We start from the raw sequence: 20,283 nt of genomic DNA, 5'->3' as shown, positions 1-20,283 counted from the left end.
CTAATACAATTTAGATTCAGCAGTAGACAATCCTTTAAATTGCAAAAACAATCTCCATACCATTTTAATTGCTAACAATTTATAAAAAATATTATAACTGAATACTCTTATTTTTGAAGACGTAACATTATCCATCAATTTAATATCTTCAACACCATCTGCCTTAACTATATTTTCAAATATAGTATCCATCCAATTTTCTTTTGTATTACCTAAATGATAGGTGTAATTTTCTTTCGTTGACAACCGCCAATATCCCAAATCATTAACTGGTTTATCTAAAAACATTGTTTCACTTGCTCCTCCTAAAGCTAAAGAAGTGTATCTGTTTTTTAATTTATCAAAAACATGCCCTCTATAAGTAGCTACAAAATGACCCGCTCCTATTACTGCACTGACATTTTTACTAGTTATGGTTAAATATTTTTTCAAATGAATTGATTTATAAAAATCCTTATTACCAATACTTTCTGCAAACATTGCCATAGCATTGGGGTTAACAACATTTGTGAATTTTAATTTCTTCGATAAAAAATTTGAAATCAACACATTACTCGTGTACTGCTTTAATACTTTTGATGAAGGCGTAGTACTAACCACACCGGCTTTTGGAAAAGCTTCAAAAACTTCATACGTAGCTTTTTGCCAATTATTTAAGAACAACACATCAGCATCTGTTATCGTGATTAAAGGGAATTGATGCCCGGTCAATCCTTTTAAAATTGCATTTAGTTTTCCTATGGCACTAGTATGAATCACTTCTTGTATTTTTCCTTCTTGTTGTAATTGATTCAAATAATTAACGACTTCGATACAACTTCCATTGTTTACAACTGTTATGTAGGTTTTATCATGACATGTTTTAAAAAGCGACTCCAAACACAACTGCAAAATTTGAAAACTATCTTTAAAATAATCGTTTTGATGTGGTATATAAACAGGTACAACCACCTGATGGGTATAATCCGATTTTGGAAGGACTTTATCTTTGTTGGGGTTGAAGCCTACTCGCATGTATCGTTTTCAATTTGATGGTATAAAGCTACTATTTTTTGTTGATTAACCGCATAATCTAATCGCTCTTTTGCAATTTTTTGATTGATTTCAAATGCTTTTGGAAGTAATTCGGATTGCTGTAAAACCTTAATAATTAGATTTGAAATGGCATTGTCATCATTTGGATTTTCTATTAAAAATCCATTTTCACCTTCTGATATAATTTCGGCGGTTACCTTTCCAGGATTCGACTGAATTGGAAAAGCGCCCATAATAATGGCTTCCAATAGCGTATTCGGCATACCATCTGAAATACTATTTCCTAAATATATTGCTGCTTTTCCCATGAGTTGCAACAAATCATGATGCGCTAATCCGTGACGATCGTGTACTTCATAAGGCAATTTATTTTCCTTTATAAACTCGATTACTATAGGATGCGCTCCAAAAACTACCACTTTAAAACCTAGTTTTTGAATACTTTCCTGAATACTTTGTACTGCTTTTACTAACACCAAACCTCTACCTACATTATGGTGATAGCCCTTAATTAAAATGATTTTTCGTTCGGATATCGGTTGTGAATACGGTAAAAGTTGTTCCAAATGAAAACCACCTCCACCAGGAATTACACCAGTGTGACGTCCTTTGAATCCTAATTTTTTTGCAATTATAAAATCACGTTCACAATCGGTATGTAGATACTGAATACGACTTAAAACTGCTTTAATTTTTGACTCGTGTTGCGGTTGGTTTTGATAATAAAACAAATCGCTACCCCAACACGAATACAACCATTTGATTTGTGGAAATTTTTGCATGGTTTCCAAAATTGGATAACTGCAAGTTTGCATTTCAAAACTATGCACTAAGTCGGGTTGGATTTCGTTTAGAATTTGTGCTAATTTTTCGTTTGCCGTAACTTCTAAAAAAGGCTGTAAAGTATTATAAAAAACAGGAAACTTTCGTTGTAAAAAGTATTCTCCTTTAATGTAAGGTACTTTTCTTCTTTTCCAATCTGTAATTTGCTGAATGGAGATTTTTGTATGTAATTTTCCTTTTCCTAATAAATCAAACCAGTACAATTCATATCCAGATGCGTTTAGATTTTCAATCCAACGAACCACATGAAGCGAAGGCATAGAGACGAATAGGATTTTCATTTATTTACGGGATCTCCCATGAATTAAGTTAAGCAACAAGCTTTTTGTTGTTATAAATACCGTTTTCCTGTTTCGAATTAAAATTTCAAAATCAAAATAAAACAATCTTAAATAACATGATAGCTGATGTAAGTTGTTATTATAAACTCTATTTGTAATTATTTTATTATAAGCCATAAAAATATTAAAACGCAGTTCTTTTCTGATTTTTTTTTCAAAATAAAAATCCATAGCAATCATTTGAGCAATGTAAGAATTATAATATTTTAATGTATTATATTGGTTTGAAACTCCAAAATCATTTTTTCTATAGACGGACATAACCTCATTTATCAATTTAAATTTTCCAAATTTTGACAAAAAGAGTTGAAAACCTAAATCACTATGAGGTGCTGACATCATATAGTCAGGGAGTTTTTCAGGGACATTTCTAAAAACCATACTGGCAGTTGGAATATACCATTCTCTCAGAATATCTTTGGCAGAATAATCCTCTTTTTCATATTTTTCTATAAACAATCTTCTTTCTTTAGAATTTTCATACAATACCTCCGCATTGTGAAAACACAAAACATACTCACTGTTTTTTTCTAAGAAATCCACTTGCTTTTGCAGTTTCTTTTTATCACTCCAATAGTCATCTCCTTCGCAAATTGCGACATATGCTCCGTTACATTGATTATATGCAAAATCAAAATTATTCATCATTCCTATGTTTTTTTCATGTCTAACATATTTTATAGAAATGTTGCTGCGAATTTCTTTTATTTTATTCTTTACTAAAGATTCTGTATCATCTGGAGAAAAATCATCACTAATTATTAATTCTATTGGATAAGAACACTCCTGCGTTATTATTCCGTCGATTGCTTCTTCTATATAATCTCCATGATTATATGTAATCATACAAACGCTTATTAATGGTTTCATAAATTGTTATTTATAGTTTTTTTTAGTTGTTTTGAAACAAGATAATATCCTTTTTTTTGGTAATAATATTTGTTTAAAAACAATACTAAATTAAAAATCAACTTTTCTTTAAATGTAAAACCGATTTTTTCATCAAAAAGCTTAATGGTTTCAAAAAGCACTTCTCGATTTATCTTAGGAATAACATAAAAGCTAATTTGGTTAAAAAATTTACGTTTTAATTGCTTATTAAGCTTCTGTTTTTGTTCTTCGTTCAAAGCTTTAAAAACTGTGGTGTAGTATTCATTGAAACAATTTACGATATTTTGGTATCCGCTCAATGATTCATATTTATTTAAACTTACTTCATCGTAACGATAGTAACAATCTGTTATATCAATAGATAAATAATCCGGTTTCAGTTCGCTTAGTAATCTAATATGAAATTCGTCATCTTGAAAATTATGGATTTTTTCATTAAAACCTATTTTATTCTGAATCAGTGACATTTTAAAAATTGGACGACACACATTCCATGGCAAAGCAACACTTAAAATAAAATCTTCTATTGTTTTGTCCAAAGGAAGATTTACCACTTTTCGATTTGGGGGAATCTCATAAGCATACTTTTTTTTGAAAATCCCCATTGAAAAAACCAAAAAGTCTTTATTTTCATATTTATTAAAAGCCTCAACTCTTTTTTCCAGACAGGTCATTACCATAATATCATCACTATCAAAAAAAATAACATAATCTCCTTTAGCTAGTGAAAGACCATAATTTCTGCACGAATTAGCTCCCTTACTTTTTTCTGGAGGTCTTTCTAAAGCACTTATTCTTGGATCTTTTAATGCATAATTATGAATTACTTTTTTTGTTTCATCTGTAGATCCATCGTCAACCACAAGACACTCCCAATTTGAATAGGTTTGATCCAAAATTGAATCTAATGTATCATTAATAATACTTGCTCTATTAAAAGTTGGTATAATGATTGAAACCAATGGTGTGCTCATGTTTTATTTTTCAGAATATTTACTTACAATTTTTTCTCACTTTATTTTTCTTTTATTTTCAATCCTAAATTCTAACTTTGAAATTAAATATAAAATATTTTTTATTTTATGTTAAACCTTTTAAAGATGATTTTTCTTCTACTAATTAAGGGGAAATTTTTAATAAACATTTCTGTCCCTAGTAACTTAGGGCAAATTAATGCTAATTTCATCCAATATACACAATCTTCCCATAATGAATCAATATATTTCAAACGATAATAAAAAAGCAACTTTAAAACAGGTAATGTTTTCTTAATTGCTATCTTTTCCTTTATTATCCATCTAAGAAGAGAATCATACATTTTTATCCTATACACTTTGTATAATTTCTCATTTGAAAAACTATTAACATCATGAACTCCTCTTAAACAAACTGGCTTATCTATAATACCTGTAACCAATTTGGCTCTTAAAGTCATTTTAAGGATTAACTCTGTATCTTCAGCCACCAATAACTCTTCATTAAAATAGCCAATTTTCTCAAAAACTTGTTTTTTTACAACTAAACCATCAATTGAAAAATACCCTTTTTTACCTGATAGTAATTCTTCAAATAAATTTACAGGTAAAATATTTTCTCTAACTGTTGTTAAATTAAGCTCGTTTTTTTCTTCTTGTGTGGCGTTTCTATAAAAATGAACCCCAATGGCGTTATAAACTCCGTCAATAGAAGAATCTGATTCAAATAGCTTTATATCATTTTCAAAACGATTTTCCAAGTAAAAATCATCGGCATCTAAAAAGGCAATAAAAGGTTGGGTTGCTTTTTGCAAGGCTAAATTACGACTTGCAGAACGTCCTTTATTGACCTTATTTTCATGATGATATATTTTAATTCTAGCATCGGATTGTTGTAATTTTTGAAGAATCGGTAAAGAATTATCTGTACTTCCATCACTTACTACAACTATTTCTTTTACTTCACTATGAAACAAAGCAGAAGTCACCGCTTTTTCAATGTAAGCAGCAGCATTGTAAACGGGTATAATAACAGAAATATTCATTACTTTATCCAATAAATGCGCCTTATAAAACGAAATGCGTCATAAAAACACCCCATAAAACAAAACTTATAAAACACTAAAAAAACTCTTTTAAAAGTTATCTCTTTATTCTCTTTTATTAAAATTCCAAAGTCAAACAAAAAAACATTCCTTTGAGGGTTTGTAAAATAATCCCACTTGTAGCGGATAATATCTTCTAGAAACAGCATTCGTGCTTTACGCTTTAAAGAAATATTATCATTTCTTCCCGAGATATTTTCGGAGGACAATCGAACTTGAACAATAGCCTCATTACATCCAAACAAAATCCCATCTTGAGAAAAATCCAACCATGCTTTGTCATCGGCATGCCAAGCTAAAGGGAAATTGGTAAATTTATATTGATTGTAACAACTTCTTCTAAAAATATATTCTGACAAAGAACTTCTACTTTCTCCTTTATAATGTTTCCAATAGGCATTAGATGCTTTTTCTCTTGAAGGATGCTTGTAAATTTTTGAAATCGGTTTTCCAGTTTCATTAATAATTACCGAAGCTAATTTAAATACATTAACCCTTTCTTTGTCAAGACCCTGTTTTGATTTATAAAACTCCTCCACCACATTGTCTCCCAATATATCATCATCACCCAAAATCATCAACCATTCTTCATCCTCAGAAAGCACAATACAACGTTCCCATTGTTGGGTTAAACTAATGCCTCCTAAATTGGTTTCAAAACGATGGTATATAAAATCAAACTGTCCTTCAAATTTTTGCAATAATGTGGTACAATCTTCTGGACTAGCATCATCTCCAATGTAAACTTTAAAACGTTTATCGCTCTGATGCGCTAGCGATTGTAACGTAGCTTCAAAGAACGTGAGTTTGTAAAAGGGTATAATGATGGCTAACATTTATTTATACAATTAAAATTTATTTTTAAAAACCAACATACGTTTCTCTATTAAATGCCAAGAAAGATAACCAAATAGCATAGCGATCAAAACAGAAAACAAAATTAAGGTATTTGTATTTAGCTTAAAATAATACATTAAGGTTTGTTGAATTGGGAATCCATAAATATAAATCCCATAGGATAAATCTCCAATTACATTAATTTTACTAATAGGATAAAGGGCAATCAATCCAAATAACAAAACAAACAACGATAATAAAACATGCTTTGTAGCGTCATAAACATTGAAATGTAAAGCTACTAATATTACTAAAAACACCACAAATAACAATCCAACTTTATGTTTTATAGTTTCAACCTTAGCGACTCCTAATAATGCGCCAGCCACAAAGAAAGTTCCCAGATTAAAAAAAGGCAAAACCTGCATTCCAAATCTATAAATTGCGCCATATTTTTCCATTAGAAAATTGTAACCTAAAAACATAAATAAAAAGGCAAACAATACTAACGCAAATCTAACTTTATCGTTTTTTATAAAAAACAATAAGCCTAATAACAAATACATTGAAAACTCATAACAAATAGTCCAAAGTGATCCATTAATTGCTGAAGGATAAGGATTCTGATCAAAAATACCCTTAATGTGATACTGCAAATCGTATAAGAGAAGATTCCTTGGCAAATAAGAAAACACTTCCTTATTTTGCATATAAGGTGTTGTACTTTCATAAACCAGAGGCGCTAAAAAAACAGTTAATAACAACACTACGAATAGAGCTGGAAACAATCGTAAAACACGTTTCCACAAATAGCTAACAATTGTTTTACTTCTTTCTAAACTCTGAAAAATTAAATAGCCACTAATGATAAAAAAACCATTTAAACCAATATTAGAAAGCTCTATCTGTCCATTGGTAACTTGATAAATCCATTGATTTGAAATTAAATTTCCCGACAAGGGATAACTATGAGCAATAACAACAAATAAAGCAAAAATTAAACGAAGAAAATCAAAATTATTTTTCATCAATTTAGTTGAATTTATTTTTAATTTTCCTCCAAAATTTACTCGGATGCTTTAACGATTGTAGTGCTTTAAAAAAGACATGATGGGAAACAAATGCTTCTTGATATTCGCTTCTTACCAAGTGTTCAAAATTATCAAGTGCATTTAACTGACGATCTAAAAGAATATGATTTATTTTAGGATTATTAAAATAAGATAACAGTAAGGTGAATAATTTAAAATTAGCTTTTGCCATTTTAATTTGCGAGTTTACCGAATGGATTCCAACTCCAAAACGATAGACAGCCATTTCCTCATCCATATATTTAAATTTTCCATGTTCAGCCAACATCATGTAAAGAAAATAATCTCCAATTGGAGACATTTCAAATTCTTCAGGAAACTTTCTAAGAATATTTCTATAAACTACAGAAGGAGTGTGAATATAATTACCCAAACGGGCAAAAGTTTCTTGTGCTTCGTAATTTTCTGGAACTTTTGTAATGAAATCTTCAACTAATTCTCCTTTTGGTTTTAAAATTTTCACTTTGTGAAAACATAACACATAATCAGGATTGGTTTCTAAAAAATCAACTTGTTTTTGGAGTTTGTAAGGGTCTGTCCAATAGTCGTCGCCTTCACAATTAGCTATATATTTACCTGAACAATTAGAATACGCATCAGAAAAATTTGCCTGCATCCCAATATTATTCTTCCTATCTATATATTTGATTAATTTTCCTTTTGGGTGGTTCTCAATAAGATCAACAATAACTTTATCCGAATTATCGGGAGAATTATCATTGGCAACAATCAGTTCAAAATCGAAATCAGTTTCCTGCATCAACACCCCTTCAATAGCCTGACGGATATATTTTTCATGCCCATAAGTAATCATTAAAACACTTACCATCATAACTTACATTTTTTTTTCCATGTAAATGAAACCATTTTTTCTTTCCTCTTTGAAAACGAAACCATATTTCTCGTAGAGTTTAATAGCGTCAAAATTATTTTTCTTAACTTCTAAACCATATCTTTTAAATCCTTTCTTTTCAATTTTTCTAATTGAAATTTCCAAAAGACTTTTACCATAACCCATACCTTTAAAATCATTACAAACTGCTAACATTGACAAAAAGGCAAAGTCAAAATTAGGATCATTATCATAATAAGCGATAAAAGCTACTAAACTGTCATTATTGTAAACTGAAATTATAGAAGCATGTTCTTTTATTTTCTCAACATATTCTACAGCGTCTAAGCTCAGTAATTCATTATTCATTTTAATATTTAAATCTTTGAGGAAATGAATCAATTTCTCTTTCATATTAATTCGTATTGATTTAAAATTTGCTTTACATCATGAACGTTATTAAACATTAAAATATCAATTATCGACAACCAAGGTATGAATTCATTACCAAATTGATTGTACTCAAATGAACTTGACTTTATAAAATTAAGAGTAATTTCTTGTTTTTTAAAATCTTCTTTTGAATATAAATCAATTCCACCTATTGGGTTTATGTAATAATTCGCACACTCAATTTTACATAAAGAAATAATTCTTTCTTGACCTTTTAATTCTTGATTTTTGTAACCCTCAGAAGTTTCTATGATTTGAGTATTAATATCTAAATAATCACATACTGCTGTAATACTCTCTGCCGCTAATTTACCTACTAAATTAGTATTTGTATTTAAAACATTTTCAACCAAATTTATAACATGATTGTAATAAGGAGCTTTTTTATAAGATTGTTCTAAAGTTTTTAAAAATTTGGTTTTCCAAATCGGATACAACTTTGGATGTAAAATAGTATGATTTATTTGCTGAAATGAACTTAAACTTTCTAACGGTACTGTAAACAAATAACTTTTATTATTGATAAGAATATTATTTCTATTTATCCATCCCCCTTTAATATAATTAACATCATCATAAATAATAAACTTATCCACTGCATTGATTAACTGAAAATAACCAATGTAAGGAAAAAAATAAGGTTGCATGATGGCTAATTTCATTTAACAATTTCCGTTTAATATAGAAACAATAAATTCTAAATCAGATTGATTTAACTCTACATACATAGGCAAACAAAGTATTCTTGCTGCAATACTTTCTGAAACAGGCATACTTGAATTTTCAACATAATTAATGGTATTCAAAGATGGATAAAAATAACGTCTTGGAAAAATCTGTTCTTCATTCAATGCTTTTTGCACGCGTAACAAAGTATCTTCATCTTCAAAAACAATAGGATAATAACTGTAATTCCACACCGTATTTTCTCTTATTTTCAAAGTTTGCACTTTAGTAACATCTAAGTTTTGATTGTAAAAATCTACAACTCTTTTTCGTTCGGCTAAGATAGTTTCCATGTGAGGTAAAACCGCTAATCCCATAGCCGCTTGTAATTCTGAAATCTTACCATTGATTCCTAAACCGTGAAACGCTAAAGGTCCGTCATGTCCAAAATTATGACTGTAAAACAACTGATGCTGTAATTTAGGATCTTTTGCAAATAAAGCGCCGCCTTCCCCTGTATGAAATAATTTCGTAGCATGAAAGCTACAAGTGCTCACATCGCCATATTCAAAAATAGAGGTGCCATTATGAGTTACTCCAAAGGCATGAGCAGCATCATAAATTACTTTTAGCTGGTACTTTTTTGCAATAGCTTCAATAGCTTCGACATGGCAGGGATTCCCAAAAACATGAGTTGCTAATATTGCTGTTGTTTTATCGGTTATCGCTGATTCTATTTTAGTTTCATCAATAGTTAAATATTCGGGATGAATATCTACAAAAGCAGGTGTACAATGTTCCCATACAATAGCAGCAGAGGTGGCCACGTAACTGAATGGCGTCGTAATAATTTCACCCCCATTACCCAATAACTTTAAAGCAATCTGAATAGGAATGGTGCCATTATTAGTTACCAAAATATGGTCAACTGACAAATAATTTTTTAACTTTTCTTCTAATTCTAGCACCAATTCTCCACGATTGGTTAACCATTCGTTTGACCAAATACGTTGTAATTGTTTTTGGTATTCTTCTAATGGAGGAAAAAAAGTTTTAGTTACGTTGATCATTTCTAGTAATTGATTTTATAATTATCTATTATTCCTCCTTTTTTAATGAAAGCCAACTCGACTAACCATAAAACTTGTGGTTGGAACGGACGGTTTAAATCGGTAATTTCAAATAAAGAATACCCTTTTTTGTCCATGTAATCTACCATTTTCAACAAGCTATTATCAAATTCTTTGCAGAAAAGAGCCGCTTCCACTAAAAAAACTTCTGTTTTTCCCATTAAATCAGAAGCTCCCTCTAAAACGTTAATATCTAAACCTTCCGCATCAATCTTAACTAAATCAGGAAATGGCAAAGTAGCATTATTAGATACCATTTCGTTCAATGTAACGATAGGAATTTCAACTTGTTTAAAACCTCCCGCTTTTGCTTCTTCTTCAGTATATCTGAACGAACAGCTATCATCTCTATTTACAATAGTAAACATAAACGATCCTGATTTGTCTCCTGCTCCAACTGCATTAAATGTAACTTTTGAATTTACATCTAAAATATCTTGCAAAGAAGGCTTCAACCATTCCTGCGGTTCTATTAGTGTGTAATAAGCTTCTGGAAAATACTTCAAAGTTTCACGTGTCCATGTTCCGTGGTTAGCCCCAACATCTATAATATGCTTAGGTATAAAACCCATTGACTTTATGTTATCAAAAAAAACTTCTAAAAGAGTGTTTTTCTCAAATGCATTTTTCAAATTTACTGTTTGTACCCCCCTAACGTAACCTAATCTTTTAGCTATTGGATTAAATAATTTAATCGCTATTTTTTTAATTATCTTTTTCAAAATTGTAAATTTTATAAATTAACCCATTCAAAAACAGGTTTAATAAATCCAGGTTCTCTTCCCATCCAAGCCCCCAATGGTCTTGGTCCTTCTTGAATTGTAAATGCAAGAACATCTGGCTCATGTAAAACTGCTTTTTTTGAATCCTCAATCAAATATAAATCTAAATAATAATTTCCAATATTTAAAAATCCTTTTGGAAAACTACATATTAATTCATTGATCCCATTTCTTAATTGAGCTGTTCCCGCCGTCGAAAATGTAAATAATGCCTCCCCGTTACTATCTTTTAACACATACGTCAAATGTAATCTTTCAGGTTGTGATTTTATTTCTAAATTGGTATGAAATTCTAATTCATGATATTCATTTAATATTTCATCTGAAGTTAAGCCTTTAGGGTTAATACTAATCTCATTTAGCTTTAATTGTTGAAAATCAAAATCATTACCAAATTTTTTATGATTTAACGAATCTGATTCCCCAGCTAAATAATTAGACACAGCATTTTCAGCGGTACCTTGAAAATATAAGCCTCCATTTTTTAAAACCATACCAGAATTGCATAAACTTTTCACCGCTGCCATATTATGACTCACAAACAACACCGTTCTTCCTTCACCCTTACTCACATCATTCATCTTCCCTAAACATTTCTTTTGGAACTCAGCATCGCCTACTGCCAACACCTCATCTACAATCAAAATCTCCGATTCTAAATGTGCTGCCACTGCAAAAGCCAAACGGACATACATGCCTGAAGAATATCGCTTTACGGGAGTATCAATATAACGTTCAACCCCAGAGAAGGCTACAATTTCATCAAACTTCCTTTTAATTTCATGTTTACGCATTCCTAAAATAGCACCATTCAGATAAATATTTTCTCTCCCTGTCATTTCAGGATGAAATCCCGTTCCAACTTCTAACAAAGATGCAATTCTGCCCTTGGTATAAATTTTACCAGTAGTAGGTTGGGTTACTTGACTCAATATTTTTAACAATGTTGATTTCCCAGCACCATTACGACCTATAATCCCAACAGAATCTCCTTGATTAATTTCAAAATTTATGTCTTGCAAACTCCAAACATAATTACTTTCTCCTTTACTACTTCTGTCGTTTGCCTCTCCGATTTTTAAAAAGGGATCTTCTTTACCGCGAAAATTATACCACCAACGTTTCATATCGTCTTTTACTGTTCCAGTTCCTACAAGCCCTAGACGATATTGTTTAGAGATATTTTCAGCTTTTATTACTACTTTACTCATTTTATTATATTTATTCTTGTCAGACTGAGCTTGCCTGTGCTGAGCTCAGTCGAAGTATCGAAGTTTTCATTAGTTCTCGACTGCGCTCGAAGTGACAATATTTTAATTATTTTTTCAAGTTCAAATTCAAGTTCAAACGCAAGTTCAAAAATCAACTTTAATTTTTTTAAACACATAGACACATTAGTTTTCTTTATGTTGATTTAAGCGTTGTACTTGGCATAGCGAACATAGTTTTTCTTAACCACTAAGTGCACTAGGTTTTTCACAATGTACACAAAAGGTCTATAATCTCCAAATCTCCTAGTCAACCAGTATCTCAACAGCTTACCTCTAAAAAGTGAAACGCCTCTGTGCTGCTCTCTTTAACACAATCCACTTCAAAAAACCTCCGTGCATCTCTGTGTAAAATCCTCATAATCCTCTAATCCGTGGCAAAAAAACAAAAAAGTGAAACGTCCGAAGCTTCGGACTCTGTGCATCTCTCTCAACACAATCCTCTTCAAAAAAATCTCCATGTAACTCTGTGTAAAACAACCCCGCTACACCCCTAAAGTCCCCTCAAGGGGACAATTCCTTCAAAAAAATCCGCTATCATCAGCGCTTCGCATTAGCGAATCCGTTTCATCCGCGTGCCTATCTCCATACCAACCACTTCAAAAAACCTCCGTGCATCTCGGTGTAAAAAATTCAACATTCGTTATTCAACATTCAAAAACTTGAAACCTGAAACTTGAAACCCGTCTAAACCGTATCCATAAACGTCTTCTGCGTCTTATTAAACACTAAAATACCAATGGCTAAAATTACTATTGAAAATATAGATGGATAAACTAAATTAGAGAAGTTAAAATTCCCCACACCTAAATAAGCATAACGCATATAATCAAATAATCCTACTAATGGATTAAGTTCTACCACCCATTGATAATTTTGAGGAACGGATGAACTTGGATAAATAACCGGAGTAGCATACATAAACAACTGCACTCCAAAACCAATTAATTGATTCAAATCTTTATATTTTGTGGTCATGGAAGATAAAATCAAACCAATTCCCATGGAAATCAAAGCCATTAATACGATGATTAGGGGAGTCAGCAATATCCAACTATTAGGATGAATTTGATTTTGCAAGGTAAAATACCCCACAAAACAAACAAACAATAAAAACTGCACCCCAAACTTCATCAAATTAGAAATCACGATGGTCAGTGGCATGATTAATCTTGGAAAATACACTTTACCAAAAATACTTGCATTGGCATTAAAAACACCCGAAACCGTTGTTAAACAAGTTGAAAAGTAATTCCACAAGGTAATCCCGGCCATGTAGAAAATAATTTTTGGAGCACCATCTGTTGATAATTGCGCCACATTACCAAAAATAATGGTAAAAGTAATAGTAGTTAATAAAGGCTGAATAAAGAACCAGAGGGGACCTAAAATTGTTTGTTTATAAACTGTAACAAAATCTCTTCTTACAAACAACACTAACAAATCACGATAATGCCAAAGCTCTTTTAGATTAATATCAAAAAGAGAATGCTTCGATTCTATTACGGAATCCCAATGTTCGGCTGTAGTATTTTTATGACTCATTGATGAATGTATTGTAAAAGTCTTACTTAATAAGACTTAGCGTCCAAATTTAAACTTTTTTAACGGAAGGACAAATTTTATTGGGTAAAGTCTATTTTAAATTTTAAAGGTAAGACCAAAATTCAAGGGCAAGGGCAAGATCAAAAATCAATTTAAAACTTGAAACAAAAACTAAAACTAAAACATATAAGTTTGTTTTGAGTTAATTAGATGGTGGTGAAAAGTTCATAGAAGAAATGCTGAAATGAATCATGCATAACAAACAAATCGTAGAGTCTATTGTGATTTATGTCAAGTGCAACGCCCTTAATAAACACAAAGCGCAACTAATGTGACTATGTATTTCAAGAAAAACCCGCCAACAGCTGCGCTACGCATTAGCGAATCCGTTTCATCCGCGTGCCATTCAATTCAACATTCAAAAATCAAAAATCTGAAACCTGAAACTCGTTCAAGTAAAACCTCTCTGTGCACCTCTCTCAACACAATCCACTTCAAAAAAAACTCCGTGAAACTCTGTGTAAAACAACCCCGCAACACCCCTAAAGTCCCCTCAAGGGGACAATTCCTTCAAAAAAATCCGCTATCATCAGCGCTTCGCATCAGCGAATCCGTTTCATCTGCGTGCCTATCTCAAAAAAGCGCAGCGCCTTTGCTCCCTTTACAAAAAAACTTAGCGCTCTTTGCGTAAAACCTTAGCGCTCTTTGCGTTTAAATCAACATCACCACACCCCTAAAGTCCCCTCAAAGGGACAATTCCTTCTAATAACTTTTTCCCTTTATCACTTCAATTAGAAAAATCCTAATAATCCTTTAATCCGTGGCAAAAAAAACAAAAAAGTAAAACGCCTTTGCTCCCTTTGCAACCCGAGACTAAAGGTCGAATTGACGAAATAAAAAACTTTGCGAACTTTGCGAAAAAACTTAGCGCTCTTTGCGTTTAAATCAACATCACCACACCCCTAAAGTCCCCTCAAGGGGACAATGCCTTCTAATAACTATTTTATATTATCACTTCAATTAGAAAAAATCCTCACAATCCTTTAATCCGTGGCAAAAAAACAAAAAAGTAAAACGCCTTTGCTCCCTTTGCAACCCGAGACTAAAGGTCGAATTGACGAAGTAAAAAACTTAGCGCTCTTTGCGTTTAAATCAACATCACTACACCCCTAAAGTCCTCTCAAGGGGACAATTCCTTCTATAAACTTTTTTACTTTAACTCGTTTCAATTAGAAAAATCCTCATAATCCTTTAATCCGTGGCAAAAAACTAAAAAAAGTACAACGCCTCTGCAAACCTCTCAACACCATCCACTTTAAAAAACCTGCACTTCTCTATGTAAAAACTATGTTTCTATGTGGTTAAAAATCCGCCAACAGCTGCGCTTCGCATTAGCGAATCCGTTTCATCCGCATGCCAATCTCCTCACCTCCCAGCATCCCCACCATCAAACCGTCTTCAAAAAACTACGCAAATCCACCACTTTAACCCCTTGATAACTTGCCCCATCATAGACACTCAAAGTGACCACCATTTTAGGGTAATTATCGTCAATGGCGAGCAAATTACCAAATTCGCGCTCCATAGTTTTTTCAGCATCAAGAGATAAAGCGACTTGAACATAGATCTTTTCGTTTTTTTTCTCTGCTATAAAATCAATTTCTTTATCTCCTAAAACCCCCACTTTTACAACATATCCACGAAATACCAAGTGATTATACACAACATTCTCTATAATTTTACCACGATCTTCAATGCGGTAACCCCAAATAGCATTACGAATACCTAAATTTTCAAAATAAAATTTATCACCTATTTCAAACAAACGTTTCCCAACAAGGTCATAACGTGCCACCTTATGTAATAAAAAAGCACTAACCAAATACTGTACATAGGTTTGAACTTGGTTGGGCGCCATATTTATTCGTTGCGACTTCAAAAAATCACTAATCTTTTTAGCGGAAAACAAACTGCCTGTCTGAGCCGCTAAAAACTGAACCAATTGCTCTAAAAAAAGCGTATTACGAATAGAAAAACGATTAATAATATCGCGATAAACAATGGTATGGTAAATATTTTTTAAATATTCAAAAACGATGGCATCCTCTAAAGGCAAATGTTTGATATAAGGCAAACCACCATACTTTAAGAAAAGATTCAAACTAGCTTCAGTATCCGTTAAAGTATGAAATTGTAAAAACTCGACATAAGACAAACTGTAAACCGTTATTTCAATATAACGCCCACTTAAATGCCCAGCTATGTCTCCCGACAATAAATTCGCATTACTACCAGTACAATAAATATCAAGGTTTTCATAAAGCAACAACGAGCGTAGTGCTGCTTCAAAATTTTCTACATCCTGAATTTCATCAATAAAAACAAAAGTCTTACTTCCTGTAGCTTGATTAGAAACAACATAATCGTGTAAATCAGTAGCCGTTTTAATGTGAGAAAAACCAAGATCCTCTTTGTTGATATAGATTATTTTACCTTCAGGAAAATGTTCTTGCACATACGCAATAATTTGAAACATCAAGTAACTTTTCCCCACGCGGCGTTGCCCAGTAAACACCTTTATCAGGTTTTTACCAATGAACGGAATCACTCGTTCCATGTAATCCATTCTTGCAGTAATCTGTTTAGGAATATTCATTATAATCATACTTTAAACAATACGCAAAAATACAAATAATTATAAACATAATTATAACTTTTTTACAAAAATAGAATTATTATAAATACAATTAAATCATCTGTCCTCCATTTTTCCTTATCTGTAATTCCGAGCTTGCCGAGGAAACACCTACCCAGCAGGCAACCCTACCCGCTAAACAAAGTGCAGCTATTATCCAACTCAATCCATCTCAAACCCTCCAAAAAGCAAAGCGCCTTCGCGCATCTATTTCAACACAAAACTCTTCAAAAAAAGCTCCGTGAAACTCTGTGTAAAACAACCCCGCTACACCCCTGAAGTCCCCTCAAGGGGACAATTCCTTCAAAAAAATCCGCTATCATCAGCGCTTCGCATCAGCGAATCCGTTTCATCCGCGTCCCAATCTCAAAAAAGCGCAGCGCCTTTGCTCCCTTTGCAACCCGAGACTAAAGGTCGAATTGACGAAGTAAAAAACTTAGCGAACTTTGCGTAAAACCTTGCGCTCTTTGCGGTTAAATCACAACCACCACACCCCTGAAGTCCTCTCAAAGGGACAATCCCTTTTTACAACTTTTACTTATATCCTTTCCAATAGAAAAATCCCATCTCCCATCCCCTCGTCTCCTCATCTCCCAGTCCCACATCTTCTCATTACCAAACCCCCCAAACGCGCGCCTCCACTCTAAAAAAACACCTAAAAATCAACCAAATTGCATCAAATCACACCAAATCACATCTTGCACAAATCAAAATCCAGTTGTAATTTTAGAGGAAACTATAAAATAAACAAATCATGGCAAAAGTAACAGCACCTTTTGAAATCGAAGGCACAATTGACGATTTAAATTTCTATAAAGCATCGGAACAAAATCTAGTCCGACTAAAAGGAAAACCGGGAATCACCAAAGAACAATTTGCAAACAATCCCATCTTCAACACCATAAGAGAACACGGAACAGAATTCGGAAGTTGTGTCCGTAAAGCAAGAATTTTTCGCCTATTAGCAAAACAATTCTATGACAAAGCAAAAGAAGTGTCTTTCGCTGGAAGAGTCAACCAATTACTGCTCGAAATCCTGGAAGAGGATACAACAAATAAAAAAGGAGAAAGAAAGCTAGAAATCGGACTCCAAAATTCCGAATTACACGAAATACTGGTCAACTTTGAAGCAAACAAACTTAGACCTTTAAACAAAGTGGCAAAGAAAAAAATAACATTCGATTGGAAACAAAACAAAATCGATCTGACAACAATCAATACAGAAAAAGACATCAATTGGCCAGAACCCGAAGCCAACCAAATTCATTTTCAAATAGCCATCGCCAATTGGAATTGTAAAGAAGATAAATTTGAAAACCACTACAGCAATGAAATCATTTTAGAAAAGAACGATTCAGAAGCACAGCTAGAATTTCAAATAGACAAACTCCAAACCCAAGACCTATGGATGGCCTACTTATTCATAGGTTTCTCCAACAAAGAACGCCGAAAAATCAAACCCCTCCACAAAAAATGGAACACCACCACCATAATCGGAATCCAAAACTTCAATACAAAAAAATAACTCCAAAACTCTGTGTAAAACTTCGCCCAACATTATGTAAAATCAGTGAATCTACTGTAAAACCAACATCACCACACCCCTAAAGTCCCCTCAAGGAGACAATTCCTTCTAATAACTTTTTCCCTTTATCACGTAAATTAGAAAAATCCTCACAATCCTTTAATCCGTGGCAAAAAAAACAAAAAAGTGAAACGCCTTTGCACTCTTTGCGACCCGAGACTAAAGGTCGAATTGACGAAGTAAAAAACTTAGCGCTCTTTGCGTTTAAACCAACATCACCACACCCCTGAAGTCCCCTCAAAGGAACAATTCCTTCTAATAACATTTTCCCTTCATCACTTCAATTAGAAAAATCCTAATAATCCTTTAATCCGTGGCAAAAAAAACAAAAAAGTGAAACGCCTTTGCACTCTTTGCGACCCGAGACTAAAGGTCGAATTGACGAAGTAAAAAACTTAGCGCTCTTTGCGTTTAAATCAACATCACCACACCCCTGAAGTCCCCTCAAAGGAACAATTCCTTCTTATAACTTTTTCCCTTTATCACTTCAATTAGAAAAATCCTAATAATCCTTTAATCCGTGGCAAAAAAAACAAAAAAGTGAAACGCCTTTGCACTCTTTGCGACCCGAGACTAAAGGTCGAATTGACGAAGTAAAAAACTTAGCGCTCTTTGCGTTTAAATCAACATCACCACACCCCTAAAGTCCCCTCAAAGGGACAATTCCTTCAAAAAAATCCGATATCATCCGCTCTTCGCATCAGCGAATCCGTTTCATCCGCGTGCTAATCCTCCAAAACCTGAAACTTGAAACTTGAAACATCAACAACAAACAAAATAATTCGTAATTTCGTCCCAAATTTCAAAACATGTTATCCCTTTTCAAATCGAAACCTAAATTAGCCGAATTAATTCCTTCTGGATATGTGGATATTCATTCTCATGTCTTACCAGGAATAGATGATGGCGCGCAAAATATAGCGGATACGGAATTTCTTTTAAAAGAGATGAAACAATTGGGTTTTTCAAAAGTGATTACAACACCTCATACCATGAAAAACGTATGGGATAACACCACCGATTCAATAAGAAATACACATGTGTTAGTTCAAAAGGAATTACCTGAACTTTCTAAGAAAGTAGCACTTAATTGTGCTTCTGAATATTTTTTAGATGAAAATTTAATGCAATTAGCACAACAAGAAAGTCTGCTAACACTAAAAGACAATGTTATTCTAATTGAAATGTCGTATTTGAACGCACCTATTCAGTTATATGATTTTCTTTTTGAGTTGCAACTTAAAGGCTACCAATTGGTTTTAGCACATCCAGAGCGGTACAATTACTTTCATTCCAACAAAAAAGAATTTGCAAAACTAAAAAAAGCAGGGTGCTTATTTCAGTTAAACTTATTAGCTACCGTAGGGTATTATGGAAAAAATGTCGCCGAAACTGCCGATTATCTCTTAAAAGAAGACTTGTATGATTTTGTGGGTTCTGATATTCATCATAAAAATCACGTAGCAGCTTTCCAAAATAAGGTGATTATAAAAAATCACAAAACCTTAGAGGAAACCATGACTAAAAATGTGTTTTTTAAATAAACATAAAAGATTTTAAAAGACAAAATCAAAGGCAAGATCAATGCCGTAAGTTTCAGAACAAAAACCAACTAAAAAAGAGGCTAAAACCAGTGCTGCATGACAATTAGAATGAATTAATAGTAATAATTACTTTAAATTCCTTCACTCTTTTATGAACTTTTCAACGAAATACAATGCAACTTCAAAAAAACTTCTATGACTTATAGGTTTCAAATAAATTTAAAGTTCCAATATGCTAAGTGCTATTTCCTTCAGGAACATCGATTTAAAAAATTACAAAAATTTTAAAAATCGTTTTCCTTATTACTTTTTATATTTTCTTCTCAACCTGAAACCTGAAACAAAAAAAGCGCAGCGTCCGAAGCTTCGGACTCGGTGTAGCTCTCTCAACACCATCCACTTCAGAAAAAACTCCGTGCAACTCTGTGTAAAACAACCCAGCTACACCCCTAAAGTCCCCTCAAGGGGACAATTCCTTCCAATAACTTTTTCCCTTTATCACTTCAATTAGAAAAATCCTAATAATCCTTTAATCCGTGGCAAAAAAAACAAAAAAGTGAAACGCCTTTGCACTCTTTGCGACCCGAGACTAAAGGTCGAATTGACGAAGTAAAAACTTAGCGCTCTTTGCGGTTAAATCAACATCACCACACCCCTAAAGTCCC

At 32.7% G+C, this 20,283-nt stretch carries 17 protein-coding genes; 2 read left to right on the top strand and 15 right to left on the bottom strand.

Translation table 11 applies throughout. From position 1 onward, the window contains the following. The 15 genes from LOS89_RS02785 to LOS89_RS02715 form a co-directional block, all read right to left on the bottom strand. Positions 1–1,014, bottom strand: a complete 1,014-nt coding sequence (locus tag LOS89_RS02785) for a glycosyltransferase family A protein (protein WP_231836222.1) — start codon at positions 1,012–1,014, stop codon at positions 1–3. Beyond that, positions 1,005–2,159, bottom strand: coding sequence for a glycosyltransferase (locus LOS89_RS02780; RefSeq protein ID WP_231836221.1), 1,155 nt, complete (start codon positions 2,157–2,159; stop codon positions 1,005–1,007). Before LOS89_RS02780 ends, LOS89_RS02785 begins: the two co-directional genes overlap by 10 nt. Further along, on the bottom strand, positions 2,160–3,089 hold the full coding sequence (locus LOS89_RS02775) for a glycosyltransferase (protein WP_231836220.1): 930 nt from the start codon (positions 3,087–3,089) through the stop codon (positions 2,160–2,162). Continuing rightward, a complete protein-coding gene (locus LOS89_RS02770; protein WP_231836219.1) occupies positions 3,086–4,084 on the bottom strand; it encodes a glycosyltransferase family 2 protein in 999 nt (332 codons plus the stop codon). Before LOS89_RS02770 ends, LOS89_RS02775 begins: the two co-directional genes overlap by 4 nt. 101 nt (positions 4,085–4,185) lie before the next feature. Next, positions 4,186–5,130, bottom strand: coding sequence for a glycosyltransferase family 2 protein (locus LOS89_RS02765; RefSeq protein WP_231836217.1), 945 nt, complete (start codon positions 5,128–5,130; stop codon positions 4,186–4,188). After that, entirely contained in the window at positions 5,130–6,026 is an 897-nt protein-coding gene (locus LOS89_RS02760) for a glycosyltransferase family 2 protein (protein WP_231836216.1), read from the bottom strand. Before LOS89_RS02760 ends, LOS89_RS02765 begins: the two co-directional genes overlap by 1 nt. A gap of 12 nt (positions 6,027–6,038) precedes the next feature. Then, positions 6,039–7,055, bottom strand: a complete 1,017-nt coding sequence (locus LOS89_RS02755) for an acyltransferase family protein (protein WP_231836215.1) — start codon at positions 7,053–7,055, stop codon at positions 6,039–6,041. Between the two features lie 4 nt (positions 7,056–7,059). After that, on the bottom strand, positions 7,060–7,950 hold the full coding sequence (locus LOS89_RS02750) for a glycosyltransferase family 2 protein (protein ID WP_231836214.1): 891 nt from the start codon (positions 7,948–7,950) through the stop codon (positions 7,060–7,062). Positions 7,951–7,953: 3 nt separating this feature from the next. After that, positions 7,954–8,364: a GNAT family N-acetyltransferase gene (locus LOS89_RS02745; RefSeq protein ID WP_231836212.1), complete on the bottom strand. Its 411-nt coding sequence runs from the start codon at positions 8,362–8,364 to the stop codon at positions 7,954–7,956. Further along, on the bottom strand, positions 8,361–9,065 hold the full coding sequence (locus LOS89_RS02740) for a WbqC family protein (protein WP_231836211.1): 705 nt from the start codon (positions 9,063–9,065) through the stop codon (positions 8,361–8,363). The genes LOS89_RS02745 and LOS89_RS02740 overlap by 4 nt, the downstream gene beginning before the upstream one ends. Then, the gene (locus LOS89_RS02735) at positions 9,066–10,139 is read right to left on the bottom strand and encodes a DegT/DnrJ/EryC1/StrS family aminotransferase (RefSeq protein ID WP_231836209.1); all 1,074 of its coding nucleotides are present in this window, start codon (positions 10,137–10,139) and stop codon (positions 9,066–9,068) included. It lies immediately after the preceding gene. A gap of 2 nt (positions 10,140–10,141) precedes the next feature. Then, positions 10,142–10,921, bottom strand: coding sequence for an FkbM family methyltransferase (locus tag LOS89_RS02730; protein WP_231836208.1), 780 nt, complete (start codon positions 10,919–10,921; stop codon positions 10,142–10,144). An 11-nt stretch (positions 10,922–10,932) separates the two neighbouring features. Further along, positions 10,933–12,192 (bottom strand): ABC transporter ATP-binding protein, encoded by a 1,260-nt coding sequence (locus LOS89_RS02725; protein WP_231836206.1) that lies wholly within the window; start codon positions 12,190–12,192, stop codon positions 10,933–10,935. Between the two features lie 744 nt (positions 12,193–12,936). Next, positions 12,937–13,794: an ABC transporter permease gene (locus LOS89_RS02720; RefSeq protein ID WP_231836204.1), complete on the bottom strand. Its 858-nt coding sequence runs from the start codon at positions 13,792–13,794 to the stop codon at positions 12,937–12,939. Between the two features lie 1,447 nt (positions 13,795–15,241). Then, on the bottom strand, positions 15,242–16,450 hold the full coding sequence (locus LOS89_RS02715) for an ATP-binding protein (protein ID WP_231836202.1): 1,209 nt from the start codon (positions 16,448–16,450) through the stop codon (positions 15,242–15,244). A gap of 793 nt (positions 16,451–17,243) precedes the next feature. Here LOS89_RS02715 and LOS89_RS02710 point away from each other — a divergent pair. Then, the gene (locus LOS89_RS02710; RefSeq protein ID WP_231836200.1) at positions 17,244–18,014 is read left to right on the top strand and encodes a hypothetical protein; all 771 of its coding nucleotides are present in this window, start codon (positions 17,244–17,246) and stop codon (positions 18,012–18,014) included. An 869-nt stretch (positions 18,015–18,883) separates the two neighbouring features. Beyond that, positions 18,884–19,618 (top strand): tyrosine-protein phosphatase, encoded by a 735-nt coding sequence (locus LOS89_RS02705; RefSeq protein ID WP_231836199.1) that lies wholly within the window; start codon positions 18,884–18,886, stop codon positions 19,616–19,618. Positions 19,619–20,283: the final 665 nt, after the last annotated feature.

Source organism: Flavobacterium channae (assembly GCF_021172165.1).
GTDB lineage: Bacteria > Bacteroidota > Bacteroidia > Flavobacteriales > Flavobacteriaceae > Flavobacterium > Flavobacterium channae.
Note: the sequence above shows the minus strand (reverse complement) of the source record. Positions and strands in the feature narration are given on the sequence as shown.